Source organism: Rhodoblastus acidophilus, from assembly GCF_009720655.1.
Lineage (GTDB): Bacteria > Pseudomonadota > Alphaproteobacteria > Rhizobiales > Beijerinckiaceae > Rhodoblastus > Rhodoblastus acidophilus_A.
This window is the reverse complement of record NZ_WNKS01000001.1, coordinates 111,764-130,736: the sequence shown is the minus strand read 5'-3', so window position 1 is coordinate 130,736 and position 18,973 is coordinate 111,764. Positions and strand designations below refer to the sequence as shown.

21 protein-coding genes and 1 pseudogene are annotated in these 18,973 nt (G+C 65.0%); 12 read left to right on the top strand and 10 right to left on the bottom strand.

The features are described from left to right. The first annotated feature begins 54 nt into the window (after positions 1–54). Positions 55–762, top strand: coding sequence for a DUF2147 domain-containing protein (locus GJ654_RS21385; protein WP_196305386.1), 708 nt, complete (start codon positions 55–57; stop codon positions 760–762). On the opposite strand, the gene GJ654_RS00645 is transcribed toward GJ654_RS21385, so the two are convergent. Beyond that, entirely contained in the window at positions 763–1,101 is a 339-nt protein-coding gene (locus tag GJ654_RS00645) for a Rieske (2Fe-2S) protein (RefSeq protein ID WP_155444163.1), read from the bottom strand. It abuts the gene before it with no gap. Positions 1,102–1,216: 115 nt separating this feature from the next. Here GJ654_RS00645 and GJ654_RS00640 point away from each other — a divergent pair, with 115 nt between their 5' ends. Then, on the top strand, positions 1,217–1,966 hold the full coding sequence (locus tag GJ654_RS00640; protein ID WP_210350789.1) for a sulfite exporter TauE/SafE family protein: 750 nt from the start codon (positions 1,217–1,219) through the stop codon (positions 1,964–1,966). Here GJ654_RS00640 and GJ654_RS00635 read toward each other — a convergent pair. The 3 genes from GJ654_RS00635 to xseA form a co-directional block, all read right to left on the bottom strand. Beyond that, positions 1,920–2,561, bottom strand: a complete 642-nt coding sequence (locus tag GJ654_RS00635; RefSeq protein WP_155444161.1) for an HAD-IA family hydrolase — start codon at positions 2,559–2,561, stop codon at positions 1,920–1,922. The two genes, GJ654_RS00640 and GJ654_RS00635, sit on opposite strands and share 47 nt — an antisense overlap. A gap of 102 nt (positions 2,562–2,663) precedes the next feature. Beyond that, entirely contained in the window at positions 2,664–3,407 is a 744-nt protein-coding gene (locus GJ654_RS00630) for a metallophosphoesterase family protein (RefSeq protein ID WP_155444160.1), read from the bottom strand. Position 3,408: 1 nt separating this feature from the next. Next, positions 3,409–4,983 carry an exodeoxyribonuclease VII large subunit gene (gene xseA, locus GJ654_RS00625; protein WP_155444159.1) on the bottom strand — a complete coding sequence of 525 codons (1,575 nt, stop codon included), beginning with the start codon at positions 4,981–4,983 and terminating at the stop codon, positions 3,409–3,411. 88 nt (positions 4,984–5,071) lie between these two features. On the opposite strand from xseA, the gene GJ654_RS00620 reads away from it, so the two are divergent. Then, positions 5,072–5,353 carry a hypothetical protein gene (locus GJ654_RS00620; RefSeq protein ID WP_155444158.1) on the top strand — a complete coding sequence of 94 codons (282 nt, stop codon included), beginning with the start codon at positions 5,072–5,074 and terminating at the stop codon, positions 5,351–5,353. A 51-nt stretch (positions 5,354–5,404) separates the two neighbouring features. After that, positions 5,405–6,664, top strand: coding sequence for a phosphoribosylamine--glycine ligase (gene purD / locus GJ654_RS00615; RefSeq protein WP_155444157.1), 1,260 nt, complete (start codon positions 5,405–5,407; stop codon positions 6,662–6,664). 1 nt (position 6,665) lies between these two features. On the opposite strand, the gene GJ654_RS00610 is transcribed toward purD, so the two are convergent. Further along, positions 6,666–7,010 (bottom strand): hypothetical protein, encoded by a 345-nt coding sequence (locus GJ654_RS00610; RefSeq protein WP_155444156.1) that lies wholly within the window; start codon positions 7,008–7,010, stop codon positions 6,666–6,668. A gap of 134 nt (positions 7,011–7,144) precedes the next feature. After that, entirely contained in the window at positions 7,145–7,825 is a 681-nt protein-coding gene (locus tag GJ654_RS00605; RefSeq protein ID WP_246664518.1) for an HAD-IA family hydrolase, read from the bottom strand. Between the two features lie 144 nt (positions 7,826–7,969). Here GJ654_RS00605 and GJ654_RS00600 point away from each other — a divergent pair, with 144 nt between their 5' ends. Both GJ654_RS00600 and GJ654_RS00595 read left to right on the top strand, forming a co-directional pair. After that, positions 7,970–8,338 carry a hypothetical protein gene (locus GJ654_RS00600; protein WP_155444154.1) on the top strand — a complete coding sequence of 123 codons (369 nt, stop codon included), beginning with the start codon at positions 7,970–7,972 and terminating at the stop codon, positions 8,336–8,338. Positions 8,339–8,346: 8 nt separating this feature from the next. Next, positions 8,347–9,786 (top strand): annotated as a pseudogene (locus GJ654_RS00595) (NAD-dependent succinate-semialdehyde dehydrogenase); the annotation flags it as partial. A 535-nt stretch (positions 9,787–10,321) separates the two neighbouring features. Here the strand turns inward: GJ654_RS00595 and GJ654_RS00590 are convergent. Then, positions 10,322–11,413: a PA0069 family radical SAM protein gene (locus tag GJ654_RS00590; RefSeq protein WP_155444152.1), complete on the bottom strand. Its 1,092-nt coding sequence runs from the start codon at positions 11,411–11,413 to the stop codon at positions 10,322–10,324. A gap of 104 nt (positions 11,414–11,517) precedes the next feature. On the opposite strand from GJ654_RS00590, the gene GJ654_RS00585 reads away from it, so the two are divergent. Next, positions 11,518–12,042, top strand: coding sequence for a transposase (locus GJ654_RS00585; protein WP_155444151.1), 525 nt, complete (start codon positions 11,518–11,520; stop codon positions 12,040–12,042). Then, positions 12,042–12,482: a cupin domain-containing protein gene (locus GJ654_RS00580; RefSeq protein ID WP_155444150.1), complete on the top strand. Its 441-nt coding sequence runs from the start codon at positions 12,042–12,044 to the stop codon at positions 12,480–12,482. The genes GJ654_RS00585 and GJ654_RS00580 overlap by 1 nt, the downstream gene beginning before the upstream one ends. 4 nt (positions 12,483–12,486) lie before the next feature. Here GJ654_RS00580 and GJ654_RS00575 read toward each other — a convergent pair whose 3' ends face one another. Together GJ654_RS00575 and GJ654_RS00570 are read right to left on the bottom strand one after the other, a co-directional pair. After that, the gene (locus GJ654_RS00575) at positions 12,487–13,545 is read right to left on the bottom strand and encodes a glycosyltransferase family 4 protein (RefSeq protein WP_155444149.1); all 1,059 of its coding nucleotides are present in this window, start codon (positions 13,543–13,545) and stop codon (positions 12,487–12,489) included. Continuing rightward, entirely contained in the window at positions 13,542–15,389 is a 1,848-nt protein-coding gene (locus GJ654_RS00570; RefSeq protein WP_196305385.1) for an acyltransferase family protein, read from the bottom strand. Before GJ654_RS00570 ends, GJ654_RS00575 begins: the two co-directional genes overlap by 4 nt. A 236-nt stretch (positions 15,390–15,625) precedes the next feature. Here GJ654_RS00570 and GJ654_RS00565 point away from each other — a divergent pair, with 236 nt between their 5' ends. The 4 genes from GJ654_RS00565 to minE all read left to right on the top strand — a co-directional run bounded on the left by GJ654_RS00565 (position 15,626) and on the right by minE (position 17,992). Next, positions 15,626–15,904, top strand: a complete 279-nt coding sequence (locus GJ654_RS00565) for a hypothetical protein (protein ID WP_155444147.1) — start codon at positions 15,626–15,628, stop codon at positions 15,902–15,904. 222 nt (positions 15,905–16,126) lie between these two features. Further along, a complete protein-coding gene (gene minC, locus GJ654_RS00560) occupies positions 16,127–16,867 on the top strand; it encodes a septum site-determining protein MinC (protein WP_155444146.1) in 741 nt (246 codons plus the stop codon). A 13-nt stretch (positions 16,868–16,880) separates the two neighbouring features. Then, a complete protein-coding gene (minD, locus tag GJ654_RS00555) occupies positions 16,881–17,699 on the top strand; it encodes a septum site-determining protein MinD (RefSeq protein WP_155444145.1) in 819 nt (272 codons plus the stop codon). Beyond that, positions 17,696–17,992, top strand: a complete 297-nt coding sequence (gene minE / locus GJ654_RS00550) for a cell division topological specificity factor MinE (RefSeq protein ID WP_155444144.1) — start codon at positions 17,696–17,698, stop codon at positions 17,990–17,992. Before minD ends, minE begins: the two co-directional genes overlap by 4 nt. Positions 17,993–18,034: 42 nt before the next feature. Here the strand turns inward: minE and ypfJ are convergent, their stop codons facing one another. After that, positions 18,035–18,943, bottom strand: a complete 909-nt coding sequence (ypfJ, locus tag GJ654_RS00545; protein ID WP_155444143.1) for a KPN_02809 family neutral zinc metallopeptidase — start codon at positions 18,941–18,943, stop codon at positions 18,035–18,037. Positions 18,944–18,973 lie beyond the last annotated feature (30 nt).

The window sequence follows — 18,973 nt, the reverse complement described above, 5'->3', positions numbered from 1 at the left end:
GCTTCCTCCCGATCTTGCGAAGACCGTCTCGCTTCAGCGAAAAGGAGTTTTCCTTTGCCCGCTTATTTCCTTCCGAAGTTCTTTCGCAAACGCCTTGTCGTCGCGGCCTTGGGCGCGCTGGCTTTGACGGGCGCGGCCCAGGCCGCGCCCCTCACCGGGTTCTGGCAGGCCTATTTCGAGGACGGAACGCCCAGCGGCTGGTTCTATTTTTACGAGAAGAACGGTTTCTACGAAGGCCGTCTCGTGAAAATGTACAAGAAGAAGGGCGAAACGAAAAACGTGACGACCTGCACGGCCTGCCCCGGCGAGAAGAAGGGCAAGCCGATGCTGGGCATGGTCATCGTCTATAACCTCAAGAAGGACGGCGCCGCCGCAAAATACGAGAACGGCAACATTCTCGATCCGCGCGACGGCAATATTTACAACGCTGAGGCCGAGGTGACCCCCGACGGCCAGAAACTGCTGCTGCGCGGCTATCTCGGCCTGGAGATTTTCGGGCAGACACAGACCTGGACGCGCCTGCCCGACGACGCCATCCCCGCCGCCGAACTGCCCGGCGACCCCCTGGCGCCCAAGCCCAAGCCCGCGGCCAAGCCGGCGGCCGCCAAGCCGGAGGCGGCGACGACCCCGGACGCGGCCAATCCAGATGCGTCCGCCAGCCCCGAGCCGGCCAAGCCAGCCGCCGCGACCCCGGCCAAGCCGGCGGCCAAACCCGCCGCGCCCAAGCCCGCCCCCGTCAAGACGGACGCGCCGGCCCAGTAATCAGGCCGGCGCGCGCGCCGGCCGCGCCGGGCCGAGATCGACCTCGATGGCCTCGCCCACGATGCGCAGCGGGTAAGGATGCAACGCTTTTTGCGCGGCGTGGGTGACGCACTTGCCGTTCACGCCGTCGAATCGCCAGTTGTGGATGGGGCATGTGACGGTCTCGCCATCGAAACACGCCTCGTCGAGCGGCACGTCGGCATGCGGACAGCGTCCGCGAAACGCCTTGATAGCGCCGCCGTGCGGCCAAACCAGCAGCACGCTCTTCTTGCCTGCCTTGAACAGGCCCATCCCGCCCTCGGCGATGGCGCTTGTGGGACAGACGACGAAAAAACTCATGGGACAGCCTCGCGTCAGCGAACAACGCCCCCATGACGCAAGTTGCGGGCCAGGGGCTGGCGCGGCGCCGGGAATCGGCTAGGCTGCGATAACCCCTTCAAGCAGGATGCATTTTTTGCAGGATTTTGTTCTGATCGCCGGCGCCGGCCTTCTCGGCGGCGCCATGAACGCCATCGCCGGCGGCGGCTCCTTCGTCACCCTGCCGGCGCTGGTCGCGGCCGGCGTGCCCTCGCTCAGCGCCAACGCCACCTCGACCGTCGCGCTGGTGCCGAGCGCGCTCGCCACCGCCTTCGCCTATCGAAAAGATTTCCAGAACTTTGAAGGCGTGAAATTCTCGACCATGGCCGTTGTGAGCGTGGTCGGCGGAATCCTGGGCGCGTTGCTGCTGATTTCGACGCCGCAGCGCGTCTTCGACCACATTTTTCCTTTTCTGCTGCTGTTCGGCGTGGCCGTGTTCGCCTTAGGCAGAAAGCTGGGCGATTATTTGCGTGCGCGCATAAACGTTCACCCGGCGGCGCTGCCCGTCGCGCAATTCGCGCTCGGCATTTACGGCGGCTATTTCGGCGGCGCGGTGGGCGTGATGATGCTGGCGACCTGGAGCGTGCTCACCCACGCCAGCATCAACATGATGCAGGCCTCGCGCCACCTGCTCAACGCCGCGATGAACACGACGGCGTCGCTGTTCTTCATCTTTGGCGGCCTCATCCACTGGAAGCAGATGGGCGTGCTGCTGGTCGCGGCAGCCATTGGCGGCTATGTCACCGGGCATTACGGGCGCCGTCTCGACCCCGCCAAGGCGCGCGTCATCATCACCGTGCTCAACAGCGTGATCGTGGCGCTGGTGTTCTGGCGGCAATACGGGTGATGTCTCCGACGCCTTCGAACAGGACATCGGGACGCATCGCCCTCAAAACCTCGGAGGCGGCATAGCCCCAGGTCACGGCCCCGCAAGCGAGCCCCGCCTCGCGCGCCGCCTCGATGTCGCGGACCTCGTCGCCAATCGAAATCGCATCGCAGGGCGCAAGCTCGGCTCGCCTGACGACACGGCGGAATTTTCGGGCCTTGCCGAACACCGAGGCGCCGCAATCGAATGTTTCGAAGAGATCGGCAAGACCGCCGAGTTGCCGCCGCGCATTGGCTTCGCTGTCGGAACTGACCAGGGCGAGGCGCAGACCAGAGCCCGACAAGGTTCTGAGCATCGGCTCGACGCCCGGAAACAGGGCGATTTCGTCGAGATGCCGTGATTTCACCGCGCGCATGTGCCGGGCGATGGCCGGCAGCTTCCAGTTGGGAACCTGGAGATCTCGAAAAATCTGGCGGAAGTCGGCGTGGCGCAGCGCCTCGAAATTTTCCACACGACGAAAGCCGAACGTGTCCGCCGCATCGTTCACATGGCGGCAGAACCAAGGAAAACTGTCAGCGAGCGTGCCGTCGAGATCGAAAATGACGAGGGAGGGCATTTAGAGCGTTTTCAAGCGAAGTGGATACCGGTCCGCGTTAAGAAAACGCGTAACAACAAACAACTAGAGCATTTTCGCGTTTCCACGAAACGTGAAAAAGCTCTAGCGTCCCAAAAACAGGCGTTCAGCAAAAAACGCCGCCAATCCCGCGCGCAAAATTTTGCGCGAGGCCGTTTCCACGTCGTAATCGACGCGATGAAAGCTCAGCACGGCCCGGTCGAGATCGAAAAGCGCGAAGGCGGCGCGGGAATCGCCGTCGCGCGGCTGGCCGACCGAACCCAGCGTCGCCAACCAGCGCCGGCTGCGCGCGAGCGGCGTCGGCGTCTCGGTCGGCGCAAAGGAAATGGCCGGCGCGTCGCCGCTGCGATGATAAAGTCTTGGGCGATGGACGTGACCGCAGAAGGTGACGGGCGCGCGCGTCGCATCCATGGAGATCGTCGCGTCCTCCACCGATTGCACGTAGCGGAAGCGGCGCGGCGCGCTCGCGTCCGCGTGGACGAACAGAGGGCCGTCGGGAAGCTGCGCCGTGAACGGAAGATCCGCCAGAAATCTTTTTTGGGCGGCGTCGAGCTGACCTTCGGCGAATTCAACGGCATGGCGGGCGTCGTCATACATGCGCCGCGCCTTGGGATCGACCAAGGCGAGGTCGTGGTTGCCCATCACGCAGAGCGCGCCCTTTTCAAAATCCTCGGCGACGCGCTCGACCACGTAAGCCGGGTCGGCGCCATAGCCGACGAGATCGCCGAGATAGACGAATTTTTCGGCGCCGAGCCGCCGCGCCTCGGCGCGGCAGGCGTCGAACGCCTCGCGATTGCCGTGAATGTCGGTGAACAGGGCGAGCAGCATGTCAGAACAGACTGCCCTGCCCGCCGGGGGGCGGCGCTTTTTTCACAGGCGCGGGTTTTTTCGGGTGCGCGTCGCCGTTCACGGTCGCCGCCACCTTGCCGTCGGCGAAATGCAGGTTGAGGGCGTCGCCGGGGCCAAGTTGTTTCGCGGAGCGGATGATGCCGCCTTCGTTATCGCGCGCCAGCGCGAAACCGCGCTTGAGGACTGCCTCATAACCGACCGCGCCCAGAAGCTTTTCGGCATGAACCAACCGGTCGCGGCGCCGCGCCAAAGCGGCGAGGAAGGCGCCGTCGAGCCGCTTCGAAAAATTTTGGGCGCGCTCGCGGCGGCCCTGAAGGTCCTGGCCAAGCAGCCGGACGCGTCCCGCGAAGGCGGCGTCGAAGCGCGCGCCAAGGGTTTCGAACCGTTCGCGACGTCGCTCGAAAAACGCCCGCCCCGCCGCCTCCAGCCGAAATTTCAGCGTGTTCAGCCGTCCGGTCACCCGCTGCAATTCCGCTTGCGGCGCATGGCGGGCGAGCAGGCGCGAGGCTTCCGCCAGCGCCAGCCGCCGCATCCCGACAAAGGAGCGCAGCGCGGCGGACAGGCGCTCCGCCGCGCGGTCCTGCCGCTGCCGGGGGATGGCCAGCAGGTTTTCCGCTTGCGGCAGGGCGCGGGCCAAAGCGCGCAAATCGCCGCGCCGGCGGTCGAGCAGGCGGAAGGCCGCCTCGTCGTGGCGGCGCGCCAGCGCGTTGATGTTCGCCAAAAGCTCGGAGCGGACCGGCACGGCCTTTTCCGCCGCGCCGGTCGGGGTGGGCGCGCGCAGGTCGGCGACATGGTCGAGCAGCGTGGTGTCGGTCTCGTGGCCGATGGCGGAAATCAGCGGAATTATCGAATCCGCCGCCGCGCGCAAAACCTCTTCCTCGTTGAAACTCCACAAATCTTCCAAAGACCCGCCGCCGCGCGCGATGATCAGCAGGTCCGGCCTTGGAATGTCGCCGCCGGGCGGCAGGAGGTTAAAACCCCTGATGGCCGCCGCGACTTCGGCGGCCGAGGTTTCGCCCTGCACGCGCACCGGCCAGACCAGCACATGGCGCGGAAAACGGTCGCTCAAGCGATGCAAAATATCGCGGATCACCGCGCCGGTCGGCGAGGTGACGATGCCGATCACGCGCGGCAGGTACGGCAGTTTCTTCTTGCGCGCCTCATCGAAAAGCCCTTCCGCCGCGAGTTTTTTCCGCCGCTCCTCCAGCAGCGCCATCAGCGCGCCGACGCCCGCCGGCTCCATCTGCTCGATGACGATCTGGTAAGAACTTTTTCCCGGAAACGTGGTGATCTTGCCGGTGGCGATCACCTCCAAACCCTCCTGAGGCTTGGTCTTCAGCCGCGAAAACGTCCCCTTCCACACCACGGCGTCGATGCGCGCGTTGGCGTCCTTCAGGCAGAAATAGGCGTGTCCCGAAGAATGCGGGCCGCGATAGTTCGAAATCTCGCCGCGCAGCCGCACATGGCCGAACTGGTCCTCGATGGCGCGCTTCAGAGCGCCCGAAAGTTCGGAAACGCTGAGTTCTAGGGCGTTGGAGCGGGGGGATTCGACCATTGCCCCAAGTTAATGCGTTCGCCCCCGCCTTGGCGAGATTTTTTGCCGCTGGCGCCGATCCTGCTTCTTGTTGGACAAAGGAGCGCCCATGCCGTCGATCGCCGTCGCAAATTTTTCCGAACAGGGTCAGGACATGGTGATCGTCATCATGGACAAAGCCTTTGCCCAGGCCAACCCCAACCTGCAAGAGGCGACCATCGGCCAGTTGCAGGCGCGCAGCAACGCCTGCGGGCTCAAAGGAACGGTCGCGCTGGTTTGGGACGTCGGCGGCCGCATGGATTATCTCGTCCCCCAGCCCTGGCACGATTTCTTTCACAGCATCACGCTGGAAGATGTGCGCGCGCGGCTCAACGCCGAAATCCGCTGGTAAGTTGAACTAAAGCCACGCCTCGCCTAAAGACAGCGGCGAAACGAGGCGCACATGAACGTTCTACTCATCGGCTCCGGCGGGCGCGAACACGCGCTGGCCCTGGCGCTCACGCAAAACCCGGCAACAAAATTGTTCGTGGCGCCCGGCAATCCCGGCACGGCGCAGATCGCGACAAATGTCGTGCTCGACGTCGCCGACGCGCAGGCGGTGATCGCCTTCTGCCACGTCCAGCACATTGATTTTGTTGTCATCGGGCCGGAACAGCCTTTGGTCGACGGCCTCGTGGACGCCCTCGAGGCGGCGGGCATAAAAGCGTTCGGACCCTCGAAAGCGGCGGCGCGGCTCGAGGGCTCCAAGGGTTTTACCAAGGACCTGTGCGCCAAATACAACATCCCCACAGGCGCCTATCAAAAGTTCGCCGAGCGCGAGGCAGCGCTGGCCTATGCGCGCGAAAAGGGGGCGCCCATTGTCGTCAAGGCGGACGGGCTCGCCGCCGGCAAGGGGGTGACCGTCGCCATGACGATTTTCGAAGCGGAACAGGCGATTGAAGACCTTTTTGGCGGCGCCTTTGGCGCGGCCGGGGCGGAATGCGTCATCGAGGAGTTTTTGCAGGGCGAGGAAGCCTCGTTCTTCGCCCTGTGCGACGGCAACAAAGCCCTCGCCTTCGCCTCGGCGCAGGATCACAAGCGGGTCGGCGAAGGCGACACCGGGCCGAACACCGGCGGCATGGGCGCCTATTCGCCGGCGCCGGTGGTGACGGAGGCGATCGCCCAGCGGGTGATGGACGAGATCGTCAACCCGACCGTGGCGGCGATGAAAGCGGAAGGCTGTCCGTTCAAGGGGGTTTTGTTCGCCGGCCTGATGATCGGCAAGGACGGCCCGAAGCTGATCGAATTCAACACCCGTTTCGGCGATCCCGAATGCCAGGTGATGCTGGCGCGGCTCGACGACGATCTTTTGAACCTGCTGCTCGCCTGCGCCGAAGGGCGCCTCCCCGAGCGGGTAAACCTGTCGCCCAAAACCGCGCTGACCGTGGTGATGGCGGCGCAAGGCTATCCGGGGACGCCGAAAAAGGGCGGCGGCATCGCCGGCATCGCCGAGGCCGAAGCCGAAGGCGCAAAAATTATTCACGCCGGCACGAAGATCGACGGCGAAACCCTGGTGGCCAATGGCGGGCGCGTGCTGAACGTGGTCGCGCTGGCGGACAGCGTCAGCGAAGCGCGGGAACGGGCCTACCGCGCCGTGGACGCGCTGAAATTCCCCGACGGGTTTTGCCGGCGGGACATCGGCTGGCGGGCGCTGAATCGCTGAGCTATGATGGCGCGCCCATCTTGTAAGGGCTGATTTCGGTCGCGGCGCCAGCGATGTTCATCGCCAGACGGGCGAGCTGTGCGCTGGCGCTGAGAGCCGCGCTTTGCGGGGCGCCGGTCCCTGCGGCGGCGGCCTGAAAGCCGGCGACCAGCATCGCGTTGACCGTTTCGGCCGGCGCCTTCTCGGAACCTGAGTAATTGACCGTCGCCATATCCAGAAGACCGGCCTCGTCGCTTGCGGGCGCGGCCGCGTGATCGTTCGTCGGCGGGATCGATGGCTGTGCAGCTATCCTGTTCGTGGCCTGAGCGGAAGGCCAGTTCGATGGAAACAACATCTCGCGCTCCAAGCTTTCCCGGAAACACCAATATTCATTACGCGAATACTTACATCAACGCAATTATCCCCGGATTTAATTTGCCATAGGGAGTGAATTCCCGCCCAATAAATCAGGCAGGATTTTACCGATTACCTTGGCGAGGCTTATCCGATCAACAACGCGGCCGCGCCGGGCAAGTCATTGAAATGCGAGATCACGCGGTCTGGCGAAAATTCCTGGACGGGGCGGTCGGTATAGCCGAAATCGACCGCGATCACCGGCACGCCCGCAGCCCGGGCGGTGGCGATGTCCGTCTTTGAATCCCCCACCATGATGGTTTTCGCAGGCGTCCCGCCGGACGCTTCGATGGTGCGAAGCAGCGGCGTCGGATCGGGCTTTGCGACGCCAAAAGTATCCTGACCGCAGACAAAAGCAAAGCGATCGATCACCCCGAGCTTTTCCAGCAAAAGCTTCGCCGGGCGCTCGATCTTGTTGGTGCAGACGGCGAAAACGCCCCCGGTCCGCTCCAGCTCGTCCAGCGCCGCCTCGACGCCGGGATAAAGGGTGGATTCGTCGGCGATGCGGCTTTCGTAATGATCGAGGAAGGCGCGGAACATCTCCTCCTCGCGCTCGGGCGCGATGGTCACCCCCTGCTGGCGCAACGCGCGCTGGATCAGGGCGCGGGCGCCGGCGCCGAGCAGCGCGCGGGCGTCGTCGATGGGCGTGGGGCCAAAACCTTGCTTGATCATGATGTAGTCAAGCGTGCCCATCAGATCGAGCGCGGTATCGGCCAGGGTGCCGTCAAGATCGAACACGTAGAGAATTTTGCCCGCCTGATCCGCCAATTTGCGCCTCCCAATTTGTCTCCTCATAGCATCGACCTTCCGCTTCCGTCACGTGTTTGGTTGACAACGCCGGCCTCAGCAGAAATCTCTTGCGTCCCGGGGTAAAATTACGCCCTCAAGGCGATTCGCGTGGAGCGACGGAACATGGCGAAGGTTTTGAAGTTTTCTGTTGTCCTGTCCGCGTGCGCCCTGTTCGGCGCGGGCGCCCACGCCGCCAATTACGACTTCATGGCCGCGCCGGCGACCGATCTCAACCGCGTGTTCCGACTGGACAAGGCGACCGGCGAAGTCGGCGCCTGCCAGTACGGCCTCACCGACGAGGGCTCGATCGGCGTCACCTTGTGCTACAAGCCGGGCGACGGGGCGGGTCCGCAGGCGCCGAGCGAATATGGCCTCGTCGCCTCGCGTCATGAACGCGAAGGCGGCGTGTTCCGCGTCGACCTGCGCACCGGCGCGATGTCGATCTGTTATGTGCTGAAACAGGCGGTGGTGTGCACGCCGCCGAACAAGTAGGTTTTTCGATGCGTCTCAACGATTCCGGCCTTTTGCGCAGCCAGAACCTCGTCAATGGAGACTGGCGCGGCGAGGGCGTGAGCGAAATCCGCAACCCGGCGACCGGCGCGCTGCTGGGAAAAGTTCCGCATGGCGGCGCCGAGCAGGCCACGGCGGCGGTCGAGGCGGCGCGCGCGGCGCAAAAGGGATGGGCGGCGTTGTCGGCCAAACAGCGCGGCGCGATCATGCGCCGCTGGTTCGAACTGATCCTCGCCGCCCGCGAGGATCTCGCCCTGATCATGACCAGCGAGCAGGGCAAACCGCTGGCGGAGGCGCGCGGCGAGATCGACTATGCCGCCAGCTTTATTGAGTTCTACGCCGAAGAGGCCAAGCGCATCTATGGCGAGACCATTCCCTCGCCATGGCCGGACGCGCGGATCATCGTGCTGCGCCAGCCGATCGGGGTGATGGCGGCGATCACGCCCTGGAATTTTCCTGCGGCGATGATCACCCGCAAATGCGCGCCCGCGCTCGCCGCCGGCTGCGCCTGCGTGATCAAACCGGCGCCGGAAACGCCGCTCACCGCGCTCGCCCTGGCCGAACTGGCGCAGCGCGCCGGTTTTCCGCGCGGCGTGCTCAATTTCGTCACCGGCGACGCCGCCGCCATCGGCCAGGTGTTTTGCGAACACGAGGCGGTGCGCTTCGTCGGCTTCACCGGCTCCACGGAGGTCGGCAAGCTCTTGATGCGGCAGGCGGCTTCCGGCGTGAAGAAGGTCGGGCTGGAGCTCGGCGGCAACGCGCCGTTCATCGTCTTCGACGACGCCGACCTCGATGCGGCGGTCGCGGGCGCCATGCTCAGCAAGTATCGCAACATGGGCCAGACCTGCGTCTGCGCCAACCGTCTCTATGTGCAGGACGCGATTTACGACGCTTTCGCGGAAAAACTCAGCCTCGCCGTGAGCCAGCTCAAGGTGGGCGACGGCGCGCAGGAAGGCGTGGCGCAGGGCCCGCTGATCAACGCCCGCGCGCTGCAAAAGGTCGAGGCCCATATCGCCGACGCGCTGTCAAAGGGCGCGCGCGTGCTCACCGGCGGCGAGCGCCACGAATTGGGGGGCACTTTTTTCCAGCCGACCGTGCTCGCGGATGTCACTCCTGATATGGTCATGGCGCGCGAGGAAACGTTTGGGCCGGTGGCGCCGCTGTTCCGTTTTCACGACGAGTCGGACGTCATCGCCCAGGCCAATGCGACGCAATACGGCCTCGCCTCCTATTTTTACGCGCGCGACCTCGGCCGCGTCTTCCGCGTCGCCGAGGCGCTGGAATATGGCATGGTCTGCGTCAATTCAGGCGTGCTCTCCACCGAAGTCGCGCCGTTCGGCGGCGTCAAGCAGTCGGGGCTCGGCCGCGAAGGCTCCCGACACGGCATCGAAGAGTTTTTGGAGCTCAAATATGTACTGCTCGGCGGGCTGAACGCGCCGGTCGGCGCCACCCCGGCCAAGGTGGCGCCGACGGAGGCTGCGACCTCCACGGTGGCGCCGGCCGAGGCTCACCCCTCCGAGGACGCGCCCGCCAGTGCGGCGCCGGTTGCGTTTACGCCGGTGAAGGCTCCGCCGGAGCAACCCGCGCAGACCCAAGCCGATCCGTTTCAAGCCGAGCCAGTCCAAGCCCCGACGCCCGATTTGGAAAAAGCGGAGTCGACGCCGGTTGAGGTCGCGCCACAGGAGCCGGAGCCCGTCCAAGCCGCGCCGGCCGGGACCAAGCCGGCCGAGGCGGCGCCCCCGACGCCGCCCGCCCCTCTCCGCCTGGCGCCGTCCCTGCCCAAAGCCAAGCCGATGCCGCGCCTGCCGCGCGTGACCGATGTCGAATGGCCGCTGCCGCCCGAGCCCAAGGATGATGACTGATTAGAGCATTTTCAAGCGAAGTGGATGCCGGTTCGCGTGAAGAAAATGCGTTAAAACAAGAATCTAGAGCTTTTTCATCTTTCCATGAAACGTAAAAAAAGCTCTAGAAAAGGCTCAGCTGCACCCCGCCCGCCTGCGGGCGAACAAAAAGGTCGGCGCGCAGCTTGGCCTTGCGGGCGCTGAGGCCGAGCCGCTCGCAGGCCAGTTCGAAACGCCGGCCCAGCGTCCAGGCATAGGGACCGGTTCCGGTCATGCGCTTGCCCCAGCTTGACTCATAAAGCTTGCCCTCGCGGGTCGAGCGCAGCAGCCCCAAAACCTTGCGATATTTGTCGGGGAAATTTTCGAGAAGCCAGGCGGAAAACAAATCCTGGGTCTCCAGCGGCAGGCGCAGCAAGATGTAGCCGGCCTCGCTCGCGCCAGCCGCCTGGGCGCGCGCCAGAATCGTCTCCATCTCGTGGTCGGTGACGCCGGGAATGATCGGCGCGACCATCACCGCCGTGGGCACGCCGGCGGCGGTGAGTTGTGCGATCGCATCCAGGCAGCGCTCGGGCGTGGAGGCGCGCGGCTCCATGACCCGGGCGAGCTTGCGGTCGAGCGTGGTGATCGACAGCGCGACCTTGACCAGCCCTTTGGCGGCCATGGGCGCAAACAGGTCGAGGTCGCGCAGCACATGGGCGGATTTGGTGACGATGGCCACGGGATGGTTCGTGTCCGCCAGCACCTGCAGGATGTCGCGCATCACCCTGTGGCGACGTTCGATCGGCTGATAGGGATCGGTGTTCGTCCCGATCGCGATGGTCTTCGCTTGATAGCCCGGCGCCGAAAACTCCCGGCGCAGCAGCTCGGCGGCGCCGTCCTTCACCGTCAACCGCGTTTCGAAATCCAGCCCCGGCGACAGGCCCAGATACGCATGGGTCGGTCGGGCGAAGCAATAGACGCAGCCGTGCTCGCAGCCGCGATAGGGATTGATCGAGCGCTCGAAACCGATGTCGGGCGAGTCATTGCGCGTGATCAGATTTTTGGGGCGCTCGTGGGCGATCTGGGTGGCGAAGGCGGGCAAATCCTCCAGCGCGCCCCAGCCGTCGTCAAAATCCTCGCGAACCTCGCGCTCGAAACGACCGCTGCGGTTGGCCGTCGCGCCACGCCCGCGCCGGCGCGGCGGCGCGATGCTGCAGAGCGAGGAATGAGCGGTCATTTCAGTCTCCGGAGAGAACAAATCACGAAAGAGAACAATATGGGAACATTAACCCATTTTCAAGGACTTTTGCGCGCCGGAGAAAAAGGGACTAAAGCTTCGCCATGATCTCGGCCCTGCTGCTCTCGCCCTCTCTCGGCGCCGCGCCCAACCCGCGCGCGGCCGAGGCTTTGGCGCGCAGCCTGGGTTCGCTGGTGCGCGCGACCATGGAGGGCGTGGTGCGCGACGCCGCCCTGATCGGACGCGCCGAAGACGACCTCGCCGGCGTCGCCGATTACGCCGGTTGCGCCTATGTCGAAACCGCGACGCTCGCCGAGGGTTTTGCCCGCGCCGTGAGCGAAACGCGCGGCGAAATCATCTTCGTGCTCGAAGGCGGCTATGCGACGCCGACCGGTTTTATCGAGGAGGCGAGCGACCTGCTGCTGGAAGGCGCGACATTTTCCGGCGCCTTGCTGCGTCGCGCGCCCTACAGTTTGGCGACGCGGTTCGCGCCGGGCCTCGCAAAGCCCGTGGGCCTGCTGGCGCAGCGCGCCGCCCTGCGCGGGGCGCAACCGCGCGATCTGGCAGCGCTGATTCGCGCGGCAAAACCGTCGCGCACCCTCAACAGCCAAGCCATCCGGACCATTTGATGGGCCTCGACCTGCGCGACGTAACCCTCGCGGCCCCGAACATCATCGCCGCGCTCGGGCTGAAGCCGCATCCGGAAGGCGGGCATTACCGGGAAATCTGGCGCGATGCGCCCGAAAACGGCGGGCGCGGCGCCGCGACCAGCATTTATTTCCTGCTGGCGGCGGGCGAGCTTTCGCGCTGGCATCGCGTCGATGCGGCGGAACTCTGGCTGTGGCAGGCCGGAGCGCCCCTGCGGCTCGGCATCGCTGGTCCGGCGGGGCGGTGTGAACACCGGCTCGGCCCGAACCTGTTCGGGGGCGAGACGCTTCAGGCGACGGTTCCGGCCGGCGACTGGCAGGAGGCGCAAAGTTTTGGCGCGTGGACTCTCGTCTCCTGCATCGTGGCGCCGGCGTTCGAATTCGCCGGTTTTGAAATGGCGCCGGAGGGGTGGTCCCCCTGACCCGTCACAAGCCTTCAAGCAGTTCCAGATAGCCCGCAGCCGAGCGCGCCCAGGAGAATCGCTTCACCCTTTCGCGCCCGGCCACGATCAAATCCTCACGCAAACCGGGCGAGTCGCGCAGCGCCTTGAAATGGGCCAGCCACGCGCCGGGGTCGTCGCAATCCGCCATCAGCGCGGCCTCGCCGCACACCTCCGGCATGGAGGCGCTGTTGGAGCTGACCACGGGACAGGACAGCGCCATGGCCTCGACGATCGGCAAGCCAAACCCTTCGGTGCGCGAGGGAAAGGCGAGGGCCAGAGCCTTTTCCATCAACGCGGCCAGATCGTCGTCACTGACATAGCCAACGAACGCGACGTTGCGCGCCTGCGCGCGCTGCTCGGCGCCGAAAATGGAATCGCCGCCGCCGGCGACGATGGCGTCGAGGCCGAGACCGTCGAGCGCTTCGGCCATTCGAAAAATCAGGCCGACATTCTTGTGCGGCGCGCGGCTGCCAATCAGCAGGATGAAGGGGCGGCGGTCGGCCAGCTTGTCGCGCCAGGAAGAATTTTCGGGCTTCCAGCGGAAGACATGTTCGTGGCCGTTGGGCAGGACGACGATGTTCTTCGCCTCCACCGGCAGAAAGCGCGCCAGGGAAGCGGCGGAAAAATGCGAAACGCTGGTCACCCGCGCGGCGCGGCGCGCGAGCAGCGGCAGGAGCACGCCATAAGCGGCGCGAAACCCCTTACTGTAAGCCTCGGGCATGGTGAAGACGTTGGCGTCGTGCAGGCAGACGATTTGACGGCGCAAAGCGACGGGCCCGAGATTGCAGAGATTCAGCAGCGGCACCCGCGCCAAAAGCGGAAGCGCCAGTTGCTCCCAGGCATAGCCGGCGCCAAAGCCGACGTTTTCTTGCGCAATGGCGGCGAAGGCGGGCGGCGTTCCGGGCGGCGCGAGCAGTTCAACCGTCTTGCCGTCGTCCCCGGCGAGCCGCGCCAGTTCAAAAAGAATCTCGCGGGCATAGCGCTGCACGCCGGTCGTCCGCTGGGTCAAAAAGCGCCCGTTGACCAGAAAATCCGGCTTCATTGAAACCCCATTTTCCGCGCGAGGAACCTCGCGCCGGCCTCGGTGAGGTGGTCGCGATCGAACAGAAGCGGCGCGACGCCGTCCGCGTAAAGGACACACGCCCCGTTCGGGCAGGTCAGATCGACGAGCGAGACGTAATCGACGCCGAGTTCCGCCATTTTCGCGGCCATGGCGCGGTCCCGCGCGAAAATGGCGGCGGTGCGGCCTTCATCGACCCGCTTCGGGTCGTCGAGGCGGATCGATTCCGCGAGCAAGCGCGGCAGCGCGACGTCATATTCAACGACGGGACCAACGACAATCGTCTCGATCCCCAAGGATTTTAAGCGGGCCAAGGTCGCCGGCAATCGCGAAATCTCGGCATCCGTCCAGCGCGCTTGCAGGATGACGCGCGAAACCGGGTGTTTCGGCAAATAGTCTTCGAAAACATAGTCCATCAGCGACCGGCACACCGGCAGGGCGAAGGCGCCGTCGTTCACCAGCGGTTTGCAGGACGGCCCCGCCGCAAGCAGGAAGGTTTGGTTGGGATAGACGTCGCTCAGTCCCATCCACAGATGCGCGGCGTGACTGTCGCCCAGCACCAGTGTGGCGCCGGGTTTGGGCGCGAGGCACGCCTCGGGTTGGAACTGGCTCCAGCTTTCGGCGAAACATCCGTGACGTTTTATGCGCGCATGCCCGGAATCGTTCAGGAATTCGGCGACCGCCGCGGCGCCCGGCGGATAGCGCCAGGCTAGCCCTTCCGACGCCAGCATGGCCCCGGCGGCGGCGACCGACGTCGCCATGGCGGCCGCCGCGCCCTGAAGCACGGCACGCGGAGGCTTGAGCCCAAAACCCCGCCGGAACGGCGTTTCGATGAAGCGCCAGGAGAGCGCGGCGACGACGAAGGACAGCGAGACGATGACATAACGCCCCAGTTTGTAGGGCGCGTTCAGCAACAGCGCGCCGGTCTCGTGCTGGAACACGATCAGCGGCCAATGCCAGAGATAGAAGGAATAGGAGATCAGCCCGACGAACACCATCGGCCGCAGCGACAGGAAGCGGCCAACAACAGTCTCGCCGCCCGCGCCCGCGACCATCACCGCCAGCGCGCCAAAGACGGGGACGGTGGTGGCGAACAGCCAGGGGGTGTTGTCGTCGAAATGCGAGGCGGCCAGCAGAATCGCCGCAAAACCGGCCAGCCCCAAGACATTGCGCGGCAGGGCGCCGTCGATTCGCCCAAAGGCGCCGAGCGCGCCGAGCGCCCCCAGCGAAAGCTCCCAAAAACGGAACGGCATCCAGTAAAAGGCCTGGACCGGATGGGAGAGCGACACCCATGCGCCCGCCGCCAGCGAGAGGGCCGAAAGCAGGGCGAGCGCCGCCTTCATCCGGTGGGGCGCGAGTTTTTGCGCCGCCAGCAGAAACAGCGGGAAGACCAGATAGAACTGTTCCTCAACCCCGAGCGACCAAGTGTGCAGCAGCGGCTTGCTCAGGGCCGGCGCGTCGAAATAGCCGGACTGCCCGGAGAAGAAAATGTTGGAGACCGAGGTCGCCGCGGCCGCCAGCGACCAGGCGAAATCCTTCATTTCCGGAGGCGTCAGGACGAAACAGGCGCCGATTGCGGTCGCGAGCAGCATGGCGAACAGCGCGGGAAAAATGCGCAGGACGCGACGCTTATAGAAGCCGGCGATGCTGAAACGGCCCGCCTCGATGTCCGGCGCGATCATGGCGGTGATGAGATAGCCTGAAATGACGAAGAACACGTCGACGCCGACATAGCCGCCGCGCATGAAGTAGAAATGCGCGTGATAGAGCACGACCGGCACGACAGCGATCGAGCGCAAGCCATCGATATCCGGTCTGTACTTCAACTTGCCTCCACCGTCCGCCCACAGCGGCGAGACTCCGCCGACCTTACTTCGGCGCCGCTTCCAAAAATCTTAAGCCTGGCGGCGCCAAAGGATGCGCCCCCCATAAGCCCAGCACAAGCGAATCCCTCTAAAAGCCGGGAGAGCGCGCCTGTGCCCTGGCCGACGCGCATCGGGGGACACCATGCGATACACGCTCGAAAATTCCCTTCATCCAGCGCGAATGCCGGCGCCTCGCCGTGGAGAACGCTCCGATTCCGACGCGCATCTGCGAGAGCTGCGCCCAGCGCAACGAGGACATCATCGTCGAATCATTCCTGCGCGACATGGAGAGCGGGGCGAATCACCCGGTTCAGACCAGTTCGACCAATCTGCTCAATCGCGTCCATGGCGCTTCGGGCGTGCTCGTCGAGGGCAAACTCGACGCGCTCGGTTCGGTGCTTGGCGCGGTCACGGACGTGAACGCCCTGTTCATGAGATCCGGTCTCCTCGGCGCTTCAGCCGCCTCCCGAGACTGAAACGCAGCGCCGCCTTCGCTCCCGCCGGACCCGGTTTCGCGCCGCGCCGTGCAAGACGGCGGGCCTGACCCTGGCGCCGCTCCAGTTAACTCATTGAAATTCATTATACTCAGAAACATGCGCGGCTGCCGTTTCCTGAAGTCACTCGCGAAAGGTTGCAATCGTTAATCTTTTATCAACGTTTCCTCATCATGGTTAACCAATCGTCAATGGGATGAATCGATGAACGCCCACGTGCGCTCCACCAACACGCTGAACCTGCGAACGCATTCGCTGATTGCGTTCGTCCTGCAGCCCGTGGAACCCCTGGACGACTGGTTTGTCGTGCTCGACGGATGGCTGTCGCGCTCGCCGAATTTCTTCGCCAACAAGCCGATCATCCTGGACTTGTCCCTGCTCGACATTCCCTTGCGGGCGTACCGAGATTTTCTTGGCCAGCTGACGCGCCGTCACATTCGCGTCATGGGGGTCGAAAACCCCAACCCCGCGCTGGTCGGCCCGCATTTGCCGCCGACCGTGACCGGAGGCGTGCCCACCAAGCCGGAAGAGGCCGCGGCCGAGGGCGACGCTCCCAAGGCGGAGCAACCCAAGACCGAGGCGCTCCCCCAGGCGCCGGCAAGACATACGGGGTGCAGCCAGACCCTGTTCATCGATTCGCCCGTGCGTTCCGGCCAGTCGATCTCCAATCTCGCGGGCGACATCACCATCATCGGGCGCGTGGCGTCGGGCGCCGAAGTGATCGCCGGCGGCTCCGTCCATGTCTATGGCGCCGTCCAGGGCCGCATCTTCGCCGGCGTCTCCGGCATCCGGGACGCGCGCATCTTCTGCGCGGAAGCGCGCGCGGAGCTGCTTTGCGTTGGCGGCGCCTATGTCACCGCCGAAGGCATGGACCCGAAGACCGAGGGCAAGAGCATCGAGGTCCGTCTGGCCGAAACCGATCTCGAAATTAGGATCTTGAATTGAACAGGGGCGTGCAATGAGCAAAGTCGTTGTGGTGACGTCGGGAAAAGGCGGAGTTGGCAAAACAACCTCGACAGCTGCGCTCGGCGCGGCGCTCGCCAGGGCTGGCAACCGGGTCTGCGTGGTCGATTTCGACGTGGGACTGCGCAATCTCGATCTGGTCATGGGCGCCGAGCGCCGGGTCGTCTATGACCTCATCAATGTCGCCAACGGCGACGCCAAGCTGGCGCAGGCGCTGATCCGCGACAAGCGCGTGGACACGCTGAGCCTGCTGGCCGCGTCGCAGACCCGTGACAAGGACGCCTTGTCGGAAGAGGGCGTGGCGCGCGTCGTCGACGAATTGCGCGGTCTGTTCGATTACGTTCTGTGCGACAGCCCGGCGGGCATCGAGCGCGGCGCCTTGCTGGCGATGCGCTTCGCCGACGAGGCGGTGGTGGTCACGAACCCGGAAGTCTCCTCCGTCCGCGATTCCGATCGCATCATCGGCTTGCTCGATTCGAAAACCCTGCGCGCCGAGCAGGGCCAGCGCCTGCAAAAGCAACTGCTTCTGACCCGTTTCGACCCGGGGCGCGCCAGCCGCGGCGAAATGCTCGGCGTCGCCGACGTCTTGGAAATCCTGTCCATTCCCCTGCTCGGGATCGTTCCGGAAAGCGAAGAGATTTTGCGCGCCTCCAATATCGGCGCTCCCATCACCATCAACGCCGCGACCAGCCAGGCGGGACGCTCCTATGAGGACGCCGCGCGCCGGCTCATGGGCGAATCCGTGCCCATGCTCGTCCCCGGCGAGAAAAAATCCCTCCTCAACCGCATTCTCGGTCGGAGGGCGGCGGCATGAGCTTGTTCGGCCTGTTCAAGCCGCGCAACGCGACGGCGCCGGTCGCGCGTGAACGCCTGCAGATCCTCCTGGCTCACGAACGCGTCGCCCTGGGGCCCGACAACCTCATCGCCGTCCTGCGCGATGAAATTCTGGCGACGATCGCCAAGCATGTCGAGATCGCCCCCGACGCCGTGAAGGTCACGATGGGTCAACAGGGCGCGGTTTCCACATTGGAAATCGATGTGGATATTCCGACCGAAAAGATCGCCGCCGGCCTCGCGCGTCAGGCGCCAGCCAAGGCCGTGGCGTAATCGGCAGCGCCAGGCGCACCGCCTGGCGCCGCACGTTTTCGATCAGCCCTGCCGCCCGAACGTATTGCAGGCGTCAATGCGGCCCGACTGCAATCCGCGTTGCAGCCACTGCACGCGCTGGGCCGCAGAGCCGTGCGTGAAGGAGTCTGGCACAACATAACCGCGCGAGCTTTCCTGAAGCTTGTCGTCGCCAATCGCCTGAGCGGTGGCGACGGCCTTTTCAATGTCGCCGGGCTCCAAAATTTGCCATTTCTGGTTGGCGTTGGCGGCCCAGACTCCGGCGAGGCAGTCGGCCTGCAATTCGATGCGCACGGAAATGGCGTTGGCCTGGCTGGGGTCGTCGGCGTTCTGCTGTGCGTCCTGGTACTTCGACAGGACGCCGAGCAGATTTTGGATATGGTGGCCCATCTCGTGGGAGATCACATAGGCATAGGCGAAATCGCCGCCGCCGCCGAATTTCTGTTTCATCTCGCGGAAGAACGACGTGTCGAGATAGATCTTTCTGTCCTCGGGGCAATAGAACGGACCCATGGCCGACTTCGCCTTGCCGCAGGCCGAGCGGGTCGCGCCGTTGAACATCACCACGGTGGCGGGCGTGAACCGGACGTTCGCCTGCTGCGGCAACACAACTTTCCACACATCCTCGTTCTGCGCGATGATGGCGGCGACGAATTGCCCGATGCGATCCTTGGGGGCGCCGACCTTGCCCTGCGGCGCGCTCTGGTTTTGCTGCGACCCGCCCGACGACATATGCGACACCATTTCCGCGCCGCCGATCAGCACGCGGGGATCAATGCCCAGGGCATAGCCGATGATGCCGAGCACGACCATGGCGCCGAGCCCGAGATGGCCGGAGGAGCCGCCGCCAAAACCGCCGCCGCCGGCGTCCGCATACTCGGACCCGCGACGATCCTCGATGTTTTCGGACTGGCGGAAATCTTCCCATTTCATGGCGGCGCGCTCCGTCGTTTCACCGCAGTT

What these genes read in the sequence shown, in the direction of transcription:
- GJ654_RS00645 (WP_155444163.1), bottom strand. Translation starts at nt 1,101, where the DNA reads ATGAGTTTTTTCGTCGTCTGTCCCACAAGCGCCATCGCCGAGGGCGGG.
- GJ654_RS00635 (WP_155444161.1), bottom strand. Translation starts at nt 2,561, where the DNA reads ATGCCCTCCCTCGTCATTTTCGATCTCGACGGCACGCTCGCTGACAGT.
- GJ654_RS00630 (WP_155444160.1), bottom strand. Translation starts at nt 3,407, where the DNA reads ATGCTGCTCGCCCTGTTCACCGACATTCACGGCAATCGCGAGGCGTTC.
- xseA (WP_155444159.1), bottom strand. Translation starts at nt 4,983, where the DNA reads ATGGTCGAATCCCCCCGCTCCAACGCCCTAGAACTCAGCGTTTCCGAA.
- GJ654_RS00620 (WP_155444158.1), top strand. Translation starts at nt 5,072, where the DNA reads ATGCCGTCGATCGCCGTCGCAAATTTTTCCGAACAGGGTCAGGACATG.
- purD (WP_155444157.1), top strand. Translation starts at nt 5,405, where the DNA reads ATGAACGTTCTACTCATCGGCTCCGGCGGGCGCGAACACGCGCTGGCC.
- GJ654_RS00600 (WP_155444154.1), top strand. Translation starts at nt 7,970, where the DNA reads ATGGCGAAGGTTTTGAAGTTTTCTGTTGTCCTGTCCGCGTGCGCCCTG.
- GJ654_RS00590 (WP_155444152.1), bottom strand. Translation starts at nt 11,413, where the DNA reads ATGACCGCTCATTCCTCGCTCTGCAGCATCGCGCCGCCGCGCCGGCGC.
- GJ654_RS00585 (WP_155444151.1), top strand. Translation starts at nt 11,518, where the DNA reads ATGATCTCGGCCCTGCTGCTCTCGCCCTCTCTCGGCGCCGCGCCCAAC.
- GJ654_RS00580 (WP_155444150.1), top strand. Translation starts at nt 12,042, where the DNA reads ATGGGCCTCGACCTGCGCGACGTAACCCTCGCGGCCCCGAACATCATC.
- GJ654_RS00575 (WP_155444149.1), bottom strand. Translation starts at nt 13,545, where the DNA reads ATGAAGCCGGATTTTCTGGTCAACGGGCGCTTTTTGACCCAGCGGACG.
- minC (WP_155444146.1), top strand. Translation starts at nt 16,127, where the DNA reads ATGAACGCCCACGTGCGCTCCACCAACACGCTGAACCTGCGAACGCAT.
- minD (WP_155444145.1), top strand. Translation starts at nt 16,881, where the DNA reads ATGAGCAAAGTCGTTGTGGTGACGTCGGGAAAAGGCGGAGTTGGCAAA.
- minE (WP_155444144.1), top strand. Translation starts at nt 17,696, where the DNA reads ATGAGCTTGTTCGGCCTGTTCAAGCCGCGCAACGCGACGGCGCCGGTC.
- ypfJ (WP_155444143.1), bottom strand. Translation starts at nt 18,943, where the DNA reads ATGAAATGGGAAGATTTCCGCCAGTCCGAAAACATCGAGGATCGTCGC.